Source organism: Lysobacter sp. SCRH-1R (assembly GCF_057747855.1).
This window is the reverse complement of the sequence record NZ_CM173227.1, coordinates 150,149-167,480: the sequence shown is the minus strand read 5'-3', so window position 1 is coordinate 167,480 and position 17,332 is coordinate 150,149. Positions and strand designations below refer to the sequence as shown.

Annotated in this window: 17 protein-coding genes; 7 read left to right on the top strand and 10 right to left on the bottom strand. The window is 70.0% G+C overall.

Annotation, left to right across the window (positions count from 1 at the left end):
- Positions 1–14: 14 nt before the first annotated feature.
- On the top strand, positions 15–995 hold the full coding sequence (locus AC3ANK_RS00750) for a M61 family metallopeptidase (protein ID WP_484171843.1): 981 nt from the start codon (positions 15–17) through the stop codon (positions 993–995).
- 162 nt (positions 996–1,157) lie between these two features.
- Here AC3ANK_RS00750 and AC3ANK_RS00745 read toward each other — a convergent pair whose 3' ends face one another.
- Positions 1,158–1,712 (bottom strand): TIGR00645 family protein, encoded by a 555-nt coding sequence (locus tag AC3ANK_RS00745; protein WP_484171842.1) that lies wholly within the window; start codon positions 1,710–1,712, stop codon positions 1,158–1,160.
- Between the two features lie 166 nt (positions 1,713–1,878).
- Here AC3ANK_RS00745 and AC3ANK_RS00740 point away from each other — a divergent pair, with 166 nt between their 5' ends.
- From AC3ANK_RS00740 to AC3ANK_RS00715, 6 genes are all read left to right on the top strand, one after another.
- The gene (locus AC3ANK_RS00740) at positions 1,879–2,577 is read left to right on the top strand and encodes a glutathione S-transferase N-terminal domain-containing protein (RefSeq protein ID WP_206862545.1); all 699 of its coding nucleotides are present in this window, start codon (positions 1,879–1,881) and stop codon (positions 2,575–2,577) included.
- 41 nt (positions 2,578–2,618) lie between these two features.
- Positions 2,619–4,832, top strand: coding sequence for a S9 family peptidase (locus AC3ANK_RS00735; RefSeq protein WP_484172915.1), 2,214 nt, complete (start codon positions 2,619–2,621; stop codon positions 4,830–4,832).
- A 201-nt stretch (positions 4,833–5,033) separates the two neighbouring features.
- A complete protein-coding gene (locus AC3ANK_RS00730) occupies positions 5,034–6,890 on the top strand; it encodes a DUF885 domain-containing protein (protein WP_484171841.1) in 1,857 nt (618 codons plus the stop codon).
- 320 nt (positions 6,891–7,210) lie between these two features.
- Complete coding sequence (locus AC3ANK_RS00725; protein WP_484172914.1) at positions 7,211–8,404, top strand: beta-ketoacyl-[acyl-carrier-protein] synthase family protein; 1,194 nt, start codon at positions 7,211–7,213, stop codon at positions 8,402–8,404.
- The gene (locus AC3ANK_RS00720; RefSeq protein ID WP_484171840.1) at positions 8,401–9,195 is read left to right on the top strand and encodes a beta-ketoacyl synthase chain length factor; all 795 of its coding nucleotides are present in this window, start codon (positions 8,401–8,403) and stop codon (positions 9,193–9,195) included. Before AC3ANK_RS00725 ends, AC3ANK_RS00720 begins: the two co-directional genes overlap by 4 nt.
- Positions 9,196–9,218: 23 nt before the next feature.
- Entirely contained in the window at positions 9,219–10,028 is an 810-nt protein-coding gene (locus AC3ANK_RS00715; protein WP_484171839.1) for a glycosyltransferase family 2 protein, read from the top strand.
- Between the two features lie 143 nt (positions 10,029–10,171).
- On the opposite strand, the gene AC3ANK_RS00710 is transcribed toward AC3ANK_RS00715, so the two are convergent.
- From AC3ANK_RS00710 to AC3ANK_RS00670, 9 genes are all read right to left on the bottom strand, one after another.
- A complete protein-coding gene (locus AC3ANK_RS00710) occupies positions 10,172–10,675 on the bottom strand; it encodes a DUF4156 domain-containing protein (RefSeq protein ID WP_484171838.1) in 504 nt (167 codons plus the stop codon).
- Between the two features lie 77 nt (positions 10,676–10,752).
- Entirely contained in the window at positions 10,753–11,496 is a 744-nt protein-coding gene (gene fabG, locus AC3ANK_RS00705) for a 3-oxoacyl-ACP reductase FabG (RefSeq protein ID WP_484171837.1), read from the bottom strand.
- Positions 11,493–11,936: a hotdog family protein gene (locus tag AC3ANK_RS00700; RefSeq protein ID WP_484172913.1), complete on the bottom strand. Its 444-nt coding sequence runs from the start codon at positions 11,934–11,936 to the stop codon at positions 11,493–11,495. Before AC3ANK_RS00700 ends, fabG begins: the two co-directional genes overlap by 4 nt.
- 8 nt (positions 11,937–11,944) lie before the next feature.
- Positions 11,945–14,317 (bottom strand): MMPL family transporter, encoded by a 2,373-nt coding sequence (locus AC3ANK_RS00695; RefSeq protein WP_484171836.1) that lies wholly within the window; start codon positions 14,315–14,317, stop codon positions 11,945–11,947.
- On the bottom strand, positions 14,314–14,976 hold the full coding sequence (locus AC3ANK_RS00690) for a LolA-related protein (protein ID WP_484172912.1): 663 nt from the start codon (positions 14,974–14,976) through the stop codon (positions 14,314–14,316). Before AC3ANK_RS00690 ends, AC3ANK_RS00695 begins: the two co-directional genes overlap by 4 nt.
- Positions 14,894–15,886, bottom strand: a complete 993-nt coding sequence (locus AC3ANK_RS00685; RefSeq protein WP_484171835.1) for an LpxL/LpxP family acyltransferase — start codon at positions 15,884–15,886, stop codon at positions 14,894–14,896. Before AC3ANK_RS00685 ends, AC3ANK_RS00690 begins: the two co-directional genes overlap by 83 nt.
- Entirely contained in the window at positions 15,883–16,179 is a 297-nt protein-coding gene (locus AC3ANK_RS00680; protein ID WP_484171834.1) for an ApeI family dehydratase, read from the bottom strand. The genes AC3ANK_RS00685 and AC3ANK_RS00680 overlap by 4 nt, the downstream gene beginning before the upstream one ends.
- A gap of 108 nt (positions 16,180–16,287) precedes the next feature.
- On the bottom strand, positions 16,288–16,989 hold the full coding sequence (locus tag AC3ANK_RS00675) for a COG4648 family protein (protein WP_484171833.1): 702 nt from the start codon (positions 16,987–16,989) through the stop codon (positions 16,288–16,290).
- Between the two features lie 23 nt (positions 16,990–17,012).
- Complete coding sequence (locus AC3ANK_RS00670; RefSeq protein WP_484171832.1) at positions 17,013–17,282, bottom strand: phosphopantetheine-binding protein; 270 nt, start codon at positions 17,280–17,282, stop codon at positions 17,013–17,015.
- Positions 17,283–17,332: the final 50 nt, after the last annotated feature.

Genomic DNA, 17,332 nt, shown 5'->3' with positions numbered 1-17,332 from the left:
GCGGAGGGAGCTGAATGCGTCCGACGTCGAAAATGCTGCGGATCGCGGCCGGACTGGTGTTTGCCACCGCATCGGCCGGCAGCATCGCGCAGGATCCCGAGCCTGACGCCGAACGTACCCTGCGTGCCGGCGACAGCGCGCTGCAGGTCAGCATCATCGGCGTGGACGACGCGCGCCGCCGCGCGCAGTTGCAGGACTGGCTGGCCGAAGTCGCGCAGGCGCAGCTGACCGCGTTCGGGCGCTACCCGCTGCACAGCGCGCGCGTGCGCATCGAGCAGGTCGCGCGCGAAGCCGCCCGCGACGACGAAAGCCCGGTGCCGTGGGGCCAGACGCTGCGTCGCGGCGATACGGCGGTGCTGCTGTTCGTGCGCGACGACGCGACGCCGGCGGAACTTCGCGCCGACTGGACGGCGATCCACGAGCTCTCGCACCTGTTCCACCCATACATGGGGCGCGACGGCCGCTGGCTGTCGGAAGGCCTCGCGAGCTACTACCAGAACGTGCTGCGCGCCCGGGCGGGGCTGCTGACGCCGGAGCGCGCGTGGGAGCTGCTCGACGCCGGCTTCGGTCGTGGCCGCCGAGAATCCAGCGGTGCGCCGCTGGTCGAACTCAGCCGCACGCACGAAGGCACGATGCGCGTGTACTGGGCGGGCGCGGCGTTCTGGCTGCAGGCCGACGTCGCGCTGCGACGCGACCACGCAACCAGCCTGGATGCGGTCCTGTCGAAGTATGCGGACTGCTGCCTCAGCGGCACCGGCGAGACGGCGCCGACGCAGTTCATCGCCGAACTCGACCGGCTCTCCGGTACGAAGGTGTTCTCGTCGCACTACGCGCGCTTCGCGCAGTCTCGCGAGTTCCCGTCGCTGGATGCGACCTACGCGGACCTGGCGATCACGCGCCGCAATGGCGAATTGCGATTCGGGCAGGACGGCTCCGGTGCCGGGCTGCGTCGCGCGATCACCGCACGCGACACGCCAGGACGCGCATCGCACTGACGTTCGACTCGCCGCCGGCGTGGCGGCCGGCATCTGCCTTTGTAGCCCGGGTAAGCGAAGCGCACCCGGGTTGGGCGATGACAGCCCCCGGGTGCGCTTCGCTTACCCGGGCTACGAGAGCGAGGATGCCGGCTTCCCCGCAATGCCAACGATGCCCGGCCCTCAATGCCCCTTGTGCTTCACGCTGGCCTGGGCCATCAGCTTGTCCGTGTAGGCGATGCCGATGGCGGACAGGATGAACACGCAGTGGATGATCGTCTGCCACATCACGCCTTGCGCGGTGTAGGTGCTGTTCGCCGAGCCGAGGCTGCCGATGGCGATGAACGTCTTGAGCAGGTGGATCGAGGAGATGCCGATGATCGCCATCGCCAGCTTCACCTTCAGCACGCTCGCGTTGACGTGGCTCAGCCACTCGGGCTGGTCGGGATGGCCTTCCAGGCGCAGGCGCGAGACGAAGGTCTCGTAGCCGCCGACGATCACCATCACCAGCAGGTTGGAGATCATCACCACGTCGATCAGGCCCAGCACCATCAGCATGATCTGCTGCTCGGTCCACTCCGTGGCGTGCAGGATCAGGTGCCACAGTTCCTTCAGGAACAGCACCACGTACACGCCCTGCGCGACGATCAGCCCCAGGTACAGCGGCAGCTGCAGCCAGCGCGAGGAGAAGATCAGGCCGGGAAGCGGGTTCATCGGGGCGGGACGCGGATCGGACATGCGGCGGCGCTCGGGTCGGTTCGGGGCCGGCTAGGGTACCGGCGCGCCATGACAGCCGCCAATCCGGGGCTTCGAGTCGTTGGAAAACAGCATCGCGTTTCGCCGGACCGGGCACACCGCCCCTGCCCTTACACTGGGCGGCCCCCACCCCACCGGAGCCGCGCCCATGATCGACCTCCACTACTGGCCCACCCCCAACGGCCACAAGATCACGATCTTCCTGGAGGAAGCCGGGCTGGATTACACGATCCATCCGGTCGACATCGGCGCCGGCGACCAGTTCAAGGCGGAGTTCCTGAAGATCTCCCCCAACAACAAGATGCCGGCGATCGTCGACCGCGAACCCGGCGACGAGGGCATGCACATCAGCGTGTTCGAATCCGGCGCGATCCTCGCGTACCTGGCCAACAAGACCGGCCGCTTCGTGCCCCAGGACCTGCGCGGGCGCACCGAGGTCAGCCAGTGGCTGCACTGGCAGATCGGCGGCCTGGGCCCGATGACCGGCCAGTACGGCCACTTCCACGTCTACGCGCCGGAAGACATCGCCTACGCGAAGGACCGCTACCGGCGCGAGGTGCTGCGCCTGCTCGGCGTGCTCGACCGGCGGCTGGAAGGCCGCGAGTTCATCGCCGGCGGCATGTTCTCCATCGCCGACATGGCCGCACACCCGTGGGTCAATCCCTACACGAAGGCGCCGCTCGACCTGACCGAATTCGCCAACATCCGCCGATGGCACGAGGCCATCGCCGATCGTCCGGCTGTGAAGCGCGCCTACGCCCTGGCCGACCGCTACGGCGCCAAGCGCGAGATGACGCCGGAAATGCACAAGATCCTCTTCGGAACGCCGTCCAACACGAACGCATGAAGAACCTCACCGCCCGCGGCCTCGCCGCCTGCCTGATCGCCATGTCCGTCGCCAGCCTCCCGACCCTCGCCGCCCCCGCGCAACCTGCTTCCGCGCCGCTCAAGCTCACGCTCGAAGCGTTGGCCGGCGACGCGCCGCTGTCCGGTCCCAGCCTGATGAAGGCGAAGATCTCGCCGGACGGCAAGCGCGTGACCTTCCTGCGCGGCAAGGACAGCAACAAGAACCGCCTGGACCTGTGGGCGTACGACATCGCCAGCGGCCAGACGGCGAAGCTGGTGGACGCCGACGACATCCTGCCGGGCGAGGAAGTGCTCAGCGACGAGGAGAAGGCGCGCCGCGAACGCCAGCGCATCGCCGCGCTCAGCGGCATCGTCGATTACCAGTGGGCGCCGGACGGCCGCTCGCTGCTGTTCCCGCTGGGCGGCGAGCTGTACCTGTACGACCTGTCCAAGAGCGGCAGGTCGGCGGTGCGCAAGCTCACCAACGGCGAAGGGTTCGCCACCGACCCGAAGCTGTCGCCGCGCGGCGGCTTCGTCAGCTTCGTGCGCAACCGCAACCTGTGGGTGATCGATCTTGCGAGCGGCAAGTCGATCCAGCTCACGCGCGATGGCAGCGACGCCATCGGCAACGGCGTGGCGGAATTCGTCGCCGACGAGGAAATGAACCGCCACACCGGCTACTGGTGGGCGCCGGACGATTCGGCCATCGCCTTCGCGCGCATCGACGAAACGCCCGTGCCGGTGCAGAAGCGTTACGAGGTGTATCCGGACCGCACCGAAGTCGTCGAGCAGCGCTATCCCGCCGCAGGCGATCGCAACGTGCTGGTGAAGCTGGGCGTGATCCAGCCTGCCGCTAACGCCGCGCCGAAGTGGGTGGACCTGGGCAAGGAACAGGACATCTACCTCGCGCGCGTCGATTGGCGCGATCCGCAGCGCCTGACGTTCCAGCGTCAATCGCGCGACCAGCACGTGCTGGAACTGATCGAAGCCGACCTCGCCACCGGCCGCCAGCGCGTGCTGCAGAAGGAAACCAGCAGAACGTGGGTGCCGCTGCACGACGACCTGCGTTTCCTCAAGGACGGCCGCATCCTGTGGAACAGCGAACGCAGCGGGTTCGAACATCTCTACGTATTGAGCGAAGACGGCTCGAAGTCGACCGCGCTCACCTCCGGCGACTGGCCGGTGGATGGCGTGCTCGCGGTCGATGAAGCCGCCGGCTTCGTGTACTTCGCCGCCGGCAAGGATTCGCCGCTGGACGCGCAGGTGTACCGCGTGCCGCTCGCCGGTGGCGCGATCGAGCGCCTGTCCAGGACCGACGGCACGCACGCGGCGAGCTTCGCCGCTAACGCGAGCGTGTACGTCGACAACTGGTCGAGCCCGACCACGCCGCCGCAGCTGGAGCTGTTCCGCAACGACGGCACGCGCATCGCCGCGCTGCTGGAGAACGACGTCGCCGACCCGCAGCATCCGTACGCGAAGTACGCGGGCGCGCATCGCCCGATCGAGTTCGGCACAATCAAGGCGGCCGACGACGCGACCACGCTGCACTACAGCGTCATCAAGCCGGCCGGCTTCGATGCGAACAAGCGCTATCCCGTCGTGGTGATGGTGTACGGCGGCCCCGCTTCGCAGACGGTGAAGCGCACCTGGGCGCCGGACTTCAACCAGTACCTGGCGCAGCACGGCTTCGTGGTGTTCTCGCTCGACAACCGCGGCACGCCGCGTCGTGGCGCGGCGTTCGGCGGCGCGCTGTACGGCAGGCAGGGCACGGTGGAAGTCGCCGACCAGTTGCGTGGCGTGGAATGGCTGAAGTCGCAGCCGTGGGTCGACGGTTCGCGCATCGGCGTGTACGGCTGGTCGAACGGCGGCTACATGACGCTGATGCTGCTGGCGAAGGCATCGGACCAGTACGCCTGCGGCGTCGCCGGCGCGCCGGTCACCGATTGGGGCCTGTACGACACGCACTACACCGAGCGCTACATGGGCCTGCCGAAGGCGAACGTCGCCGGCTACCAGGAAGCGCGCGTGCTCGAACATATCGATGGCCTGACCTCGAAGCTGCTGCTGATCCACGGCATGGCCGACGACAACGTGCTGTTCACCAACTCCACCGCGCTGATGAGCGCGTTGCAGAAGCGCGGCCAGCCGTTCGAGCTGATGACCTACCCGGGCGCGAAGCACGGACTGAAGGGCGCGGACAACCTGCACCGCCTGCGCCTGACGGAGAATTTCTTCGACCGGTGTTTGAAGCCGTAAGCACGGCACGAAAGAAGGCCCGGCATTCGCCGGGCTTTCTTTTGCCCAGCTTTTGTAGCCCGGGTAAGGCCAAAGGCCGCACCCGGGGATGACGCGCATGAATCCCGGGGCGCTTCGCGCAGCCGGGCCGCGAAAGCGCGGCCTTCGGCCCCGAAGCAACGGATGACCTTCGGCGCATGGTGCGGCGCCGGCACAGCCGCCATGCTGCGTGTCGGACCCATCACCGCCGACGTCATGACCAAGCCGCTCACCCTCGCGATCGCCCTCTCCCTCACGCTGACCACCGGCGCCCCGCTGCTGGCGCATGCCGCGCAGCCCGCCGCCAGGACCTCCGCGGCGAAGCCCGCCGCCAGGCCCGCGCCCGCGTGGGTCGCGAAGAGCAACGAGTACGCCGACATCCTGGTCAGGGCGCAGGCCGGGTTCGCGCCGGAAGGCATGTCGTTCCTCGGCGTGCCGGGCTACGACGAGCGCGTCGCCGACTTCAAGCCGCAGAACGCCGAACGCTTCCGCGCCGCCACCGCGAAGGCGCGCGACGAACTGAAGGCCAGGCTCGCCACCGAGCGCGACCCGAACGTGCGCCAGGATCTTGAAATCATGATCCAGGCCGCCAACGACAACATCGTCACCAGCGAACTCACGCAGCGCCTGATGCTGCCGTGGAGCGACGTTGCGCAGACGATGTTCGGCGGCCTGCAGTCGCTGCTGTCGGACCAGACGCCGCCCGAGCGCCGCGCGAAGGCGCTGGAGCGCCTGAAGAACTACGTCGGCCAGGGCACCGGGAAGACGCCGGTCACCGAACTGGCGATGGCGCGCTACACCGAAGCCGCGGCGAACGCGAAGCTCGTGCCGCCGACGAAGCTCGAAGTCGAGCAGGCGCTGACCAACATCGCCACCTACGCCGACGGCATCCGCAAGCTGTTCGCCAAGTACAAGGTCGACGGCGCCGAGCCCGCGCTCGCCGCCATGGACACGCAGCTGAAGGCCTACGGCGACTGGGCGCGCGCGAACGTGCTGCCCACCGCGCGCACCGACACCCGACTGCCGCCGGAGATGTACGCCAACAGCCTCAAGCAGTACGGAATCGACATCGACCCGCAACTGCTGATCCGCCGCGCGCAGGTGGAGTTCATGGAGACGCGCGCGGCGATGCAGCAGCTCGCGCCGCTGGTGGCGAAGGCGAACAACCTCGACGTCGCCGACCCGCACGATTACGTCGCCGTCATCAACGCGCTGAAGAAGCGCAACATGCCCAACGACCAGCTGGAAGCGCGCTATCGCACGGTGATCGACCAGATCGATCCGATCATCCGCAAGGAGAAGATCGTCGACGTGCCGAACCGGCCGATGGTGATGCGCCTGGGCACCGAAGCCGAATCGGCGCAGACCTCCGCGCCGCATTTCCTGCCGGCGCCGCTGATCGGCAACACCGGACAGCAGGGCCAGTTCATTCTGCCGGTGTCGGTGCCCACCGCCGACGGCAAGGCGCTGCAGTACGACGACTTCAACTTCGATGCGGTGCGCTGGACGCTGTCGGCGCACGAGGGGCGTCCGGGCCATGAGCTGCAGTTCACCGCGATGGTCGAGCGCGGCATTTCGCTGGCGCGCACGATGTTCGCGTTCAACTCGGTGAACGTGGAGGGCTGGGCGCTGTACGCCGAAGCCGAAATGGTGCCGTACGAGCCGCTCGACGGACAGCTGATCGCGCTGCAGTTCCGCCTGATGCGCGCGGCGCGCGCGATGCTGGATCCGATGCTGAACCTGGGAATGATCGACCGCGAAGCCGCCGGGAAGATCCTGCGCGACAAGGTCGGGCTGTCGGAAGCGATGACCAAGCAGGAGCTGGATCGCTACACCTTCAATTCGCCGGGCCAGGCGGGCAGCTATTTCTACGGCTACAGCCGCATCCTCGAACTGCGCATGGAGACCGAACTCGCCCTGGGCGACAGGTTCGACCGGCTCGCGTTCAACAACTTCCTGCTGGACCAGGGCCTGCTGCCGCCGGATCTGCTGGCGAAGGCGGTGCGGGAGCAGTTCGTGCCGGTGCAGATGAAGAAGTGATGGGATAGCCCTCAGGAATCAGCCCCTCTCCCTGCAGGAGAGGGGTTGGGGTGAGGGGCGGGGGCGTGCGATGCGGTGATGGGCCGGTGCTGTCCTCGCCGGTACGGCGCTGTGCACTTCACCCCTCCTCATCCTTCCCTGCAGGCAGGGGAGAGGGCGCTGCTTTCACCCGATTCCGACATCCCCTCCACGCCCCCTGAATGACCCGGCCCGGCGGCGCTTCGCGCCGGAGCCGTCGCGACCCCGCTGGCTATACTTTCGCGACCTTTGTCCGGGAATCTTTCGTGCTGTCCACGCTTCCGCCGTCCACCGCCCGCCGCATGGCGCCCCTCGCGATCCGCGCGTGCACCGCGACCAGCGCCGTCGGGGCCGGACGCGAGGCGCTGGCGCAGGCGTTGCGGGACGGCCGCAGCGGACTGCGGCGCAACGACTTCGGCAATGCGTCGCCCGACAGCGCGCCGCTGGACTGCTGGATCGGCCGCGTCGACGGCCTGGAAACCCTCGCCCTGCCCGACACCCTGAACGCCTGGGATTCGCGCAACAACCGCCTGGCCTGGCTCGCCCTGCAGCAGGACGGCCTGCGCGAGGCGATCGATGACGCGATCGAGCGCTTCGGCGCGCAGCGCATCGCGGTGATCGTCGGCACCTCGACCTCCAGCATCGGCAGTACCGAAGCGGCATACGCCGCGCTGGAAGACGGCGACTTCGCCGACGAGTACGCGCGTCCGTACGTGCACACGCCGCATTCGCTGGGCGAGTTCGTGCAGCAGGCGACGAACCTGCGCGGCCCGTGCATCACCGTGGCGACGGCGTGCTCGTCCAGCGCGAAGGTGTTCGCGCAGGCGGCGCGCATGATCGACGCGGGACTCGTCGATGCCGCGCTGGTCGGCGGCGTGGACACGCTCTGCGGCAGCGTGCTGTTCGGCTTCAATTCGCTGCAGCTGGTGGCGGCCGAACCGTGCCGCCCGTTCGACGCGACGCGCAACGGACTCTCGCTCGGCGAGGCCGGCGGTTTCGCGCTGCTCGAACGCGCGCGCGCCGGCGACACCGGCCTGCAACTGCGCGGCTACGGCGAATCCAGCGACGCGCACCACATGTCCTCGCCGCATCCGGACGGCCTGGGCGCACGTCTGGCGATGCGCGACGCGCTCGCGCGTGCGGGCATCGGCGCCGACGAAGTCGGCTACCTCAACCTGCACGGCACCGCGACGCCGGCCAACGATGCGATCGAAGCCGCGGCGGTGGCGGCGCTCTTTCCGGAAGCACTGCACGCCAGTTCGACCAAGGGCTGGACCGGCCACACGCTCGGCGCGGCGGGCATCGTCGAATCGACCATCGCGCTGATCGCGCTGGAACGCGGCGAACTGCCCGGCATGCTCGGCAGCACCACGCCCGATCCCGCGTGCGGTCCGCAGATCCGCTTCGCGCCGCAACGTGCCGACATCCGCTTTGCGATGAACAATTCGTTCGGGTTCGGCGGCAACAATTGTTCGCTGGTGTTCGGTCGCGCATGAGCATGCTGGAATCGCGGACGTTGCAGGCACGGATCGAAGGCATCGGATTCTGGGCACGCGGACTGCCCTCGTGGGCGGCGGCGCGCGAGTACGCACTCGGTGGCGCGCTTCCGGCCGATGCGCCGGCGCGTCCCTCGCCGCAGCTGCTGCCCGCGAACGAGCGACGCCGCGCGCCGGAAACGGTCGCCATCGCGCTCGACGTCGCCATGGCCGCGTGCGAGGCCGCCGCGCGCGAGCCCGCATCGCTGCCGTCGGTGTTCGCCTCCACGCACGGCGAACTGGCGATCACCGACTACATGTGCGCGACGCTCGCGCAGGATCCGCGCACGCTTTCGCCGACGAAGTTCCACAACTCCGTGCACAACGCCGCCGCCGGCTACTGGACCATCGGCACCGGCGCGATGCAGCCGGCCAACGCGATCAGCGCGTACGCGGCCAGCTTCGCGCAGGGCCTGATCGAAGCGCTGACGCAGCTGCGCAGCGACGCCGACGCGGTGCTGCTGGTCGCCTACGACGGCCAGGCGGCGGGGCCGCTGGCGAAGATGGCGCCCAGCGAAGGCCTGCTCGGCGGCGCGCTGGTGCTGTCCAACGACGAGGCCGGTCCGCGCCTGCGCGCGCGGCTGGTGCCCACATCGACGCAGGCGCCCGCATCCGGTCCGCTCGCGCGCTTCGCATCGGCCAACGCGATGGCGCCGATGCTCCCCCTGTTCGACGTGCTCGCGCATGGCGAAGGCTCGGCGCTGCTGCCCGCCGGCGCCGCGCACGACCTGCTCGTGGAGGTGAACCCGTGACGCCCGTTGCTCCCCATTCCCTTTTGAGCCGCGACGATCTCGTCGTCGTGATTCCCGCGCTGAACGAAGCGCTGCGCATCCGCGACGTGGTCGAAGGCGCCCTGGCCGAATGCCCGCGCGTGCTGGTGATCGACGACGGCTCCGACGACGGCACCGCCGAACGCATCGCCGACCTGCCCGTCACCGTGATCCGGCACGAGCGGCGCATGGGCAAGGGCGCGAGCCTGCGCGACGGCTTCACGCATGCGCTGCGCATGGGAGCGCGCGCGATCGTCAGCATGGACGGCGACGGACAGCACCTGCCCGCCGACATTCCGCGCCTGCTCGCGGCGGCGAACCGCAATCCGGGGCACATCGTGATCGGCGCGCGCCTGCGGCGTCGTTCGCAACAGCCGATCTATCGCCGGCTCGCCAACGAATTCGCCGACTGGGGCATCGCCTGGGGCACGGGATACCAGCTTGCCGACAGCCAGAGCGGGCAGCGCCTGTATCCGGCGGCGGTCGCGGCGCTGACCGACGTGCCGGGCGAGGACTTCGTGTTCGAGGCGCAGATCCTGATTTCCGCCGCGCAACAGCTGGGCACGCGCGTCGTGTCGGTGCCGATCGAATCGCGCTACAAGTGCGTGCACAGCGACGAGCAGTTCCGCCCGAGCCATTTCAAGCCGCTGCGCGATTTCAGCCGCATCACCTCGCACGTGGTGCTGGGCGTGCTGCGGCGCGGCGGCATTGCGGAGATGTACCGCCGCATCCGCGCGAATCCCGCGTTGATCGACGATCCGAGCGGCGAGTTCGCCCCGGCGCCGATGGGCGTGGTGCAGACGCGGTCGCCCTAGCAACTTCCCTGGTAACTCCCCCCCTGCTCGCAGGGGAGGGTTGGGGAGGGGTGAAGTCAGTTGCGGTCGCGCTTGATGGCGCCCACGTCACCCCTCCCACCCTGCATTCGCAGGGGGAGGAGCAGAAAACCAGGCATGGGGGATCACTTCACCGGCTGAGCCGGGGGAATCGCCGGCGGCACCGCCTGCGTCTCCGTCACCGGCGGCGGATTCGGCACGTGGATCGCCACCCCGTGCGCGTACTTCTTGGTCGGCGAGATGTTCACGCCGATGCCGCCGGAGCTGAAGCTCCCGCCGTGGTAGCCGCCATAGCTGCCGCCGCCCACGCCGACGCCCACGCTGCTGCCGCCGCCGCTGTCCTCGGTGCCGACGAACAGCACGCCGTTCGCGCCGAGCTTGGCGGCCTCCATGCGCAGGTTGTTGATCACATCGTTCAGCTTGTTCTGCTCGCCGTAGGTGAAGCTGCCGCTGGCGGTCTGCAGGCGCGCGATTTCCTCGTAGCCGCCCGGCGGCGGCGTGTAATACACGCGCACCTGCGAGGGGTCGATCGGCGCGCGCGGCGTGCCGGTGACCAGCTGCGAGGTGGACGAACAGCCGGCCAGCCCGGCCAATGCGAGTGCGGCGAGGATCGATGCGATGCGGCGCATGGCGGCGCCTCCATGTTGGGATGCGGCGATCCTACGCCAGCGGCGGTCGCGCGGAAGCGAACGAAGTCGCCGTCCGTTCAGCTCATGCCGCCGTCGATGCCGATCACCTGCCCGTTGACGTAGCCGGCCGCGTCCGAGCACAGGAAGCCGATCAGCGCCGCCACTTCCTCCGGGCGTCCCGCGCGGCCTGCGGGCACCATCTGCCTGATGGCCTCCTCCGGGAACGCCGCCTCCGCCATGCGCCCCTCCACCACGCCTGGCGCGACGACATTGCAGGTGATGCCGCGGCTGCCCATCTCGCGCGCGAGCGATTTCGTCGCGCCGTGCAGCGCCGCCTTGGCCGCGGCGTAGTTCGCCTGCCCGCGATTTCCCAGCACCGCCGCCACCGACGACACGCTCACCACGCGACCCCACCGCGTGCGCGCCATCGGCAGCAGCAGCGGTTGGGTGACGTGGAAGAAACCGTGAAGCGACACGTCGATGACGCGCTTCCACTTCGCCTCGCTCATGCCGGCCATCGGGCCGTCGTCGTGCACGCCGGCATTGTTGACGACGACCTGGATCGGGCCGGCTTCGAGCAACGCGGCGATCGCCGCCTGCGACGCGTCGAAATCGGCCACGTCGAACGCGACCGCCTGCGCGATGCCGCCGGCCGCGCGGATCGCCTCGACCACCGCCTGCGCGCGCTCGACGTTGCGGTTGGCGTGCACGATCACCTCGCAGCCGTCCGCGGCCAGCCGCGTGCAGATCGCGCTGCCGATGTCGCCGCTCCCGCCGGTGACCAGCGCGCGACGGGGGCCGGTGTGCTTGCGTGCGCTCATGCGGACTCTCCCGGAAGCGAATGCAGCACGGCGGCGCGTCCGCTCGCGAGCGTCGCGCCGTCGTGCGTGATGAGGAAACGGTACTGGCTGCCCGATGCGTCCGCCATCAGGCACTGCGCCTGCGCTTCGAGCGCGCCGGGCAGGTCGTCGATGCGCGACACATGCAGCACCAGATCGCGCAGCGCGACCAGCATGCCCGGCTTCACGCCCCCGCCCGCCACGCGCGCGAGCAGGCCGCCATGCACGGCCATCGCCTGCGCGCCGTACTCGCCCAGATGCACCGCGTGCAGGCGGTCGCGATGGCGCAGCGGATGCACGGCGTCACGATGGTTGAACGCGCGCAACCGGATCGACCGCGCATCGAATTCCACCACTTCGTCCCACAGGCACATCGCGCCCTGGTGCGGCACGAGCGTGAGGATCTCCGCGCGCGACATCACTATCGTCTTCATGCGGCGGCCTTCACCGGCGAACGCACGATCAGCAGTGCAAGCACGAAATTGAACGCGACGCCCAGCGCGACCGTGCCGCCGATCGCGCGCAGCACCGGGATGCTCGACGCGGCCAGCAGCGCGAACACCAGCAGCGTCGTCAGGCTGCACACGATCACCGCGTGCAACGTGCGCAGCTGTTCGGCGCGATCGTCGCCGGCGTGGTCGAAGAACAGCGCGTAGTCCAGGCCCAGGCCCGCGGCGAGGATCAGCGAAACGAGGTGGAACAGGTTGAGCTCCACGCCGATGCCGCGCAGCACCGCGAGGATCAGCAGCGTCGTCAGCGCCATCGGCGCGAGCACGCGCAACACGCGGCGCGGCGAACGCAGCGCGAACCACACCGCTGCCGCGAGCAGCACCGCGGCGAGCGCCAGCGCCCACAACACGCGTTCGCGGTATTGCGCGACCAGCGATTCGGAGGCCTGCTTCAGATCGAGCAGCTGCGCGCCGTGCGCCTGCGCGATGCGCGCGACGGCGCCATGATCACGAAGTCCGGAGAGCGCGACGAGCGCCGTCGCGTGGCCTTCGCGTTGCAGCAGCAGGCCTTCGATGCTGGCGGCGAGCGGCGTTCCCGCAAGATCCGGCGGCGTGAGTGGCGCCGCGTCGCGCGCGGTCGCGACGTCGCCAAGGAAGCCGTCGAAGGCATCGTCGTTGAACGCGCCATCAGCCATCGCTTCGCGCAGCGCGCCGCGCATTTCATCGTCGGCCGGCAGCTTCGACTGGCGTGCGCGCTGCGTCGCGGCGCTTGGCAGGTAACGCGCGGCGAGATCGAAACCTGCGACCACGCCCTGCGCACGCAGGTCTTCGAGCGCCGTCGCCAGGCGTTCGGAGGCTTGCAGCGCGTGTTCGGCGTCGTTCGCCTGCAGGGCGATCACGTAGCGCACGTCCGGCGCGCCGAGTTCGCCACGCAGCTGCGCATCGCGCGCGAGCGCGTCCGGCGGCACCGGCGTCAGGCGCGCGAGGTCGTTCTGCCAGAACGCGCCGGGGGCGAAGGCGATGACCGCGACGGAGATGACCACGAGCAGGCCACCGGCGACCGCATTCATGCGCGGCCAGCGCGCGAGCGCGTTCCAGCAGCGCGCGAGCCACGCCGAATCGGCGGCATCGCGGGGCGTGGGATCGATCAGCGCCGGCAGCAGGAAGCGGGTCGCCAGCGCCGCCGTCGCCAGGCCCACGACCGTGAACACCGCGAGCTGTTGCAGGCCATCCACGCCCGAGACGAGGAACGTCGCATACGCGATGCACGTCGATGCCACGCCCGTGCCCAGGGTCGGCCACAGCGCGCGCGCACTCGCCCACGGCGAGACGCCGGCGCGCTGGTGGCTGAACAGATGGATCGGATAATCCTGCACCACGCCGATCAGCGTGAAGCCGAACGCGACGGTGATGCCGTGCACGCCGTCGAACGCGAGCGCCACCGCGCCCAGGCCCGCGAGGCCCGCGCTCGCCAGCGGCAGGCCGCCGAGCAGCGGCGCCTTCCAGCTGCGGTACGCGATCCACAGCAGCAGCACGAACACCAGCGAATCCAGCGTGCCGATCAGGCTCGCCTCGCGCGCGGTGCGGGTGCCGATCTCGACCGAGAACGCGCCGGGCCCGGTCAGCGTCAGGCGCGTCTTCGTGCCCGCGCTCACTGCGTCGAAGGCGGCGTGGATCGCGTCGACCGCGGCCTGCTGGCCTTCCGGATCGAAGCCGGCCGCGTGCGTTTCGATCGCGAGCAGCGCTTCCCGACCGGCGCGATCGAACCACACGCCGTGCAGCCGCTGCGGCGCGTTCGCCGGTTGCCACAGTTGCGCGAGCTTCAGCGTTTCCAGGGTCGGATCGGTCGGCAGCAGCGGCTCGATCATCGCCGCCGCGGGCGAGCCGAGATCCTGCACGCGCGCATCGAGTTCCGCGCGCAGGAATGCGGCGTCGAAGCGTTGCGTGTCGAGCGTCGGCGACAGCAGGTAGCGGTACGGGCGCAGGCGCGGCGGGATCGTGTCGAGCCCGGGATCGCCGCCGTTCGCGACGAGCTTGAACGGTGCGTCCACGCCGACGCGCGTCGCCAGCAGGCGTTCGCGCAGTGCCTGCGATTGCGCGGCCAGCGCCTGCGGCGCTTCGCCCGACAGCGCGACCAGCAACAGGCGCGAACCCGGGCCTTCGCCGAGTTCGTCGATCAGCAGTTTCTGCGCCGGCGTCTGCGGCGCGGGCATGAACTTGCGCAGGTCGCCGCTGAGCTGCACGCGCGGCGCCACGAACAGCGCGAGCACCGCGAGCAGCACCAGCCACAGCAAGGCGAGCGCGAGTCGCCGAGTTGCGCCCATCGCGCGTCCGGCCGGTGCGCGTTCGCTCATCGCGCCGGCGCGCCGTCGCACAGCGCCGCCAGCGCGGCGGCGTCGGTGACGTTCGCGGCGTCCTGCGCCGCGCCGGCGAGCAGCGTGCGCTGCGCTTCGCCATTCCCGACAGGGCGGGCCTGGATGCAGCGCAGTTCCGCGCCACGTCCGGTGAGCACGATGGCCTGCAACTTCGACGCCATCGCCGCGTCCTTTGGCGTCATCGTGAGCCGCCAGCGCTGGCGCGTGCCGTCGGCCTGCAGGCGGTAATGCGTTTCGAGCAGCGCGTGATCGCCGCCGAGCAGCGCGCCGAAGCCGTTCTGAAGGCCGGCGAGCTCCGGCACGCGCGACAGCGAGAACGTGCGCGGCGATTGCCCGGCGCGTTCGATCGTCGCCTCGCCCGCGCGCAGCGTGGTGGTTTCGACGTACGGCGTGCGCACTTCGCGCACGAGCGTGTCGGCGTCGGGGCGGCGGTATTCGCCGGTGAGCCGCAGCGGCTTCTTCAGGAGCCTGGAACCGCGCACTTCGACGAAGGGCGTGCGCGCCGGCGCGGGGCGCGCGATCTTCGCCAGGATCCAGTCCGCGTCGACCGCCGGCTCAGCCGGCGCGGCGCAGGTCGCGGTGCTCGCCAGCAGCAGCGCCGGCGCCAGCCGCACCGCCCAGGTGCGCGAGAGGGGAATCGTCCGCTGCGTCATCGCCATGCCAGAAATCGTAGAAGTTGAACCAGTTGTAGGGCGCGCGGCGCACGTGGTGCTGCAATCGCGCGGCATAGTCCCGCACGAGCGCGGCGATGCGTTCGCCGCGCTCGCGACGCGGGATGTCGAGGCCCGCGCTGAATTCCTCGAACACCAGCTCGTAGCGGTTGCCGCCGCGGTAGAGTCCGAACGCCAGCACCACCGGCACCTTCAGCGTCGCCGCGAGCGACCACGGCGCGACCGGGAACGCCGCATCGCGCCCCAGGAACGGCGCGCGCACGGAGGCGTCGCCGGACTCGGTGCGATCGACCAGCAGCGCGACGAGCTCGCCGCGCGCCAGCGCTTCCTGGATCGCCAGCACGATCGACACGCCATCCTGCCCGGCGTCGATGACGTCGCGCGCCAGCTGCGGATTGAGCGCGTCGAGCAGACGCGTGATCGCCGCGTTGTGCGCGACGTCGAGCACGATGCGCACGCGCAGCGACGGCCGCGTGAGCGACAGCACGCGCAGCGCGTCGAAACTGCCGAGGTGCGAGCCGAAGACCAGCACGCCTTCGCCGCGATCCACGCGCGCGGCCAGCGCGGGCAGTCCGACGGTGGCGATGTCGAAGCGCGACAGCTGACCGCTGAGCAGGAACACGCGATCGAGGATGGTCGCGGCGAAGGTGTGGATGTGGCGCGCGACGTCCCACAGGCCCGGCCGGCGATCGAGCACGCGCGCGAGGTATGCGAGCGACGCGCGGCGTTCGGGGCCGCGCACGATCAGGAAATACAGCGTGATCGGATACAGGCACGCGCGCGCCACCGGGCGTCCGCCGTAACGCGCGATGCTGCGGATCAGCCACAGCGCGAAATAGCCGCCGCCTTCGGGGCGCTGCTTCCAGTGCGCGTTCATGCGGCGCATGCTCCGTCCGTGGCGACGATTTCGCCACTCGCCAGCAGCGTCGCATCGCGCAGCACGCGGAAGCGCCAGCGCGGCGTCGCGCCGTCGAGTTCGATGCGCGCGGTCTCGCCCGGCAGGAGCGGCTGCAGGAATTTCACCTGCGGCAGGCGCAACGCGGACATCGGCCCGTGCGCGGCTTCGATCGCCTCCACCACGCGCTCCAGCACGACCACGCCGGGCACCAGCGGCCGGCCGGGGAAATGCCCGGGCAGGCTGGGGTGGTCGGCGGGAATCGTGAAATCCATGCGTGGCGGCGGCTGCGCGGTGGTGGCGTCAGGATAGCTTCAAGACCAGTAACGAGTGGGAAGGAACGAGTAACGAGTGATTGGCCGCCGGTTCCTTCCTGCTTGTTCCTAATCGAACAGCCCGCGCCAGAACCGCGGGCCGAGCGCCGCCATCTGCCGCAGGAAATCGAAGAAGTGCCGGTACGGGCGATGCGGGAACAGCCAGCGCCGCAACGCGTATTCGCCGACGAAGAAGCCGCCGACGATGCCGTAGTTCAGCAGGTTCGCGAACAGCGACCACTCCTCCTGCCCGACGCTCACCGGCGGCACGTGGCCCAGCCGGGCGAGCACGCCATCGGGCACGGCGATCAGCGCGAGCAGGCCGTTCGCCAGCGCGAGCGCAGCCATGACGTAGGCCCAGGCGGCGGTCAGGTTGCGCGAATAGCGGTACAGCGGCGCCGGCAGGGTGGCCGGCTCGCAGCCTTCCATCGCCGCGACGATCCGGGTGATCAGCGGTTCGCGCGGCGGGCGCAGGCTGCGCCAGAACATCCACGCGACGAAACCGACGAACAGCATCGGCGGCGCGAGCAGCAGCATTTGCGCGTAGTGCGTCTGCGACAGCCAGGCCAGCGCGGCGCCGCTGGCGGCGAGCACCGCCCAGGCCCAGCCCTGGCCCTGCATCAGCGGGGCGACCAGGCACAGCGCGACCAGGTCGGCCATCGCGATCGCCGCCGGCACGCCGCCGCCGTCATGCGTGGCCCAGTGCGCCAGCAGCGGATAGGCCACCGCCAGCGCCACGGCCGGAATCGCACGGACGGCGGCGCGGGCCATGCCGGTCGGCGCCGAGGCCGCGCTCACGCCGCGCGGCGCTGTTCGATGTGCGCGGCCAGCGCGCGCAGCGAGGTGAAGATGCGGCGGTTCTCGTCGCTGTCCGAACGCAGCTGGAAGCCGTATTTGCCGGAGATCGCCAGCGCCAGTTCCAGCGCGTCGATCGAATCCAGCCCCAGGCCCTCGCCGAACAGCGGGCTCTCCGGGTCGATGTCGCCGGGCGCCACGTCCTCGAGGTTCAGGCTTTCGACCAGCAGCTCCGCCAGTTCGCGTTCGACGGGACTTTGTTCAGACATCGGGGATTCCAGCGCAGGTATTTCGAGGGACGCCACGATCCGGCATCGGC

Coding starts and splice junctions, on each gene's coding strand:
- AC3ANK_RS00750 (WP_484171843.1), top strand. CDS start 15: ATGCGTCCGACGTCGAAAATGCTGCGGATCGCGGCCGGACTGGTGTTT.
- AC3ANK_RS00745 (WP_484171842.1), bottom strand. CDS start 1,712: ATGTCCGATCCGCGTCCCGCCCCGATGAACCCGCTTCCCGGCCTGATC.
- AC3ANK_RS00740 (WP_206862545.1), top strand. CDS start 1,879: ATGATCGACCTCCACTACTGGCCCACCCCCAACGGCCACAAGATCACG.
- AC3ANK_RS00735 (WP_484172915.1), top strand. CDS start 2,619: ATGTCCGTCGCCAGCCTCCCGACCCTCGCCGCCCCCGCGCAACCTGCT.
- AC3ANK_RS00730 (WP_484171841.1), top strand. CDS start 5,034: ATGCTGCGTGTCGGACCCATCACCGCCGACGTCATGACCAAGCCGCTC.
- AC3ANK_RS00725 (WP_484172914.1), top strand. CDS start 7,211: ATGGCGCCCCTCGCGATCCGCGCGTGCACCGCGACCAGCGCCGTCGGG.
- AC3ANK_RS00720 (WP_484171840.1), top strand. CDS start 8,401: ATGAGCATGCTGGAATCGCGGACGTTGCAGGCACGGATCGAAGGCATC.
- AC3ANK_RS00710 (WP_484171838.1), bottom strand. CDS start 10,675: ATGCGCCGCATCGCATCGATCCTCGCCGCACTCGCATTGGCCGGGCTG.
- fabG (WP_484171837.1), bottom strand. CDS start 11,496: ATGAGCGCACGCAAGCACACCGGCCCCCGTCGCGCGCTGGTCACCGGC.
- AC3ANK_RS00695 (WP_484171836.1), bottom strand. CDS start 14,317: ATGAGCGAACGCGCACCGGCCGGACGCGCGATGGGCGCAACTCGGCGA.
- AC3ANK_RS00685 (WP_484171835.1), bottom strand. CDS start 15,886: ATGAACGCGCACTGGAAGCAGCGCCCCGAAGGCGGCGGCTATTTCGCG.
- AC3ANK_RS00680 (WP_484171834.1), bottom strand. CDS start 16,179: ATGGATTTCACGATTCCCGCCGACCACCCCAGCCTGCCCGGGCATTTC.
- AC3ANK_RS00675 (WP_484171833.1), bottom strand. CDS start 16,989: ATGGCCCGCGCCGCCGTCCGTGCGATTCCGGCCGTGGCGCTGGCGGTG.
- AC3ANK_RS00670 (WP_484171832.1), bottom strand. CDS start 17,282: ATGTCTGAACAAAGTCCCGTCGAACGCGAACTGGCGGAGCTGCTGGTC.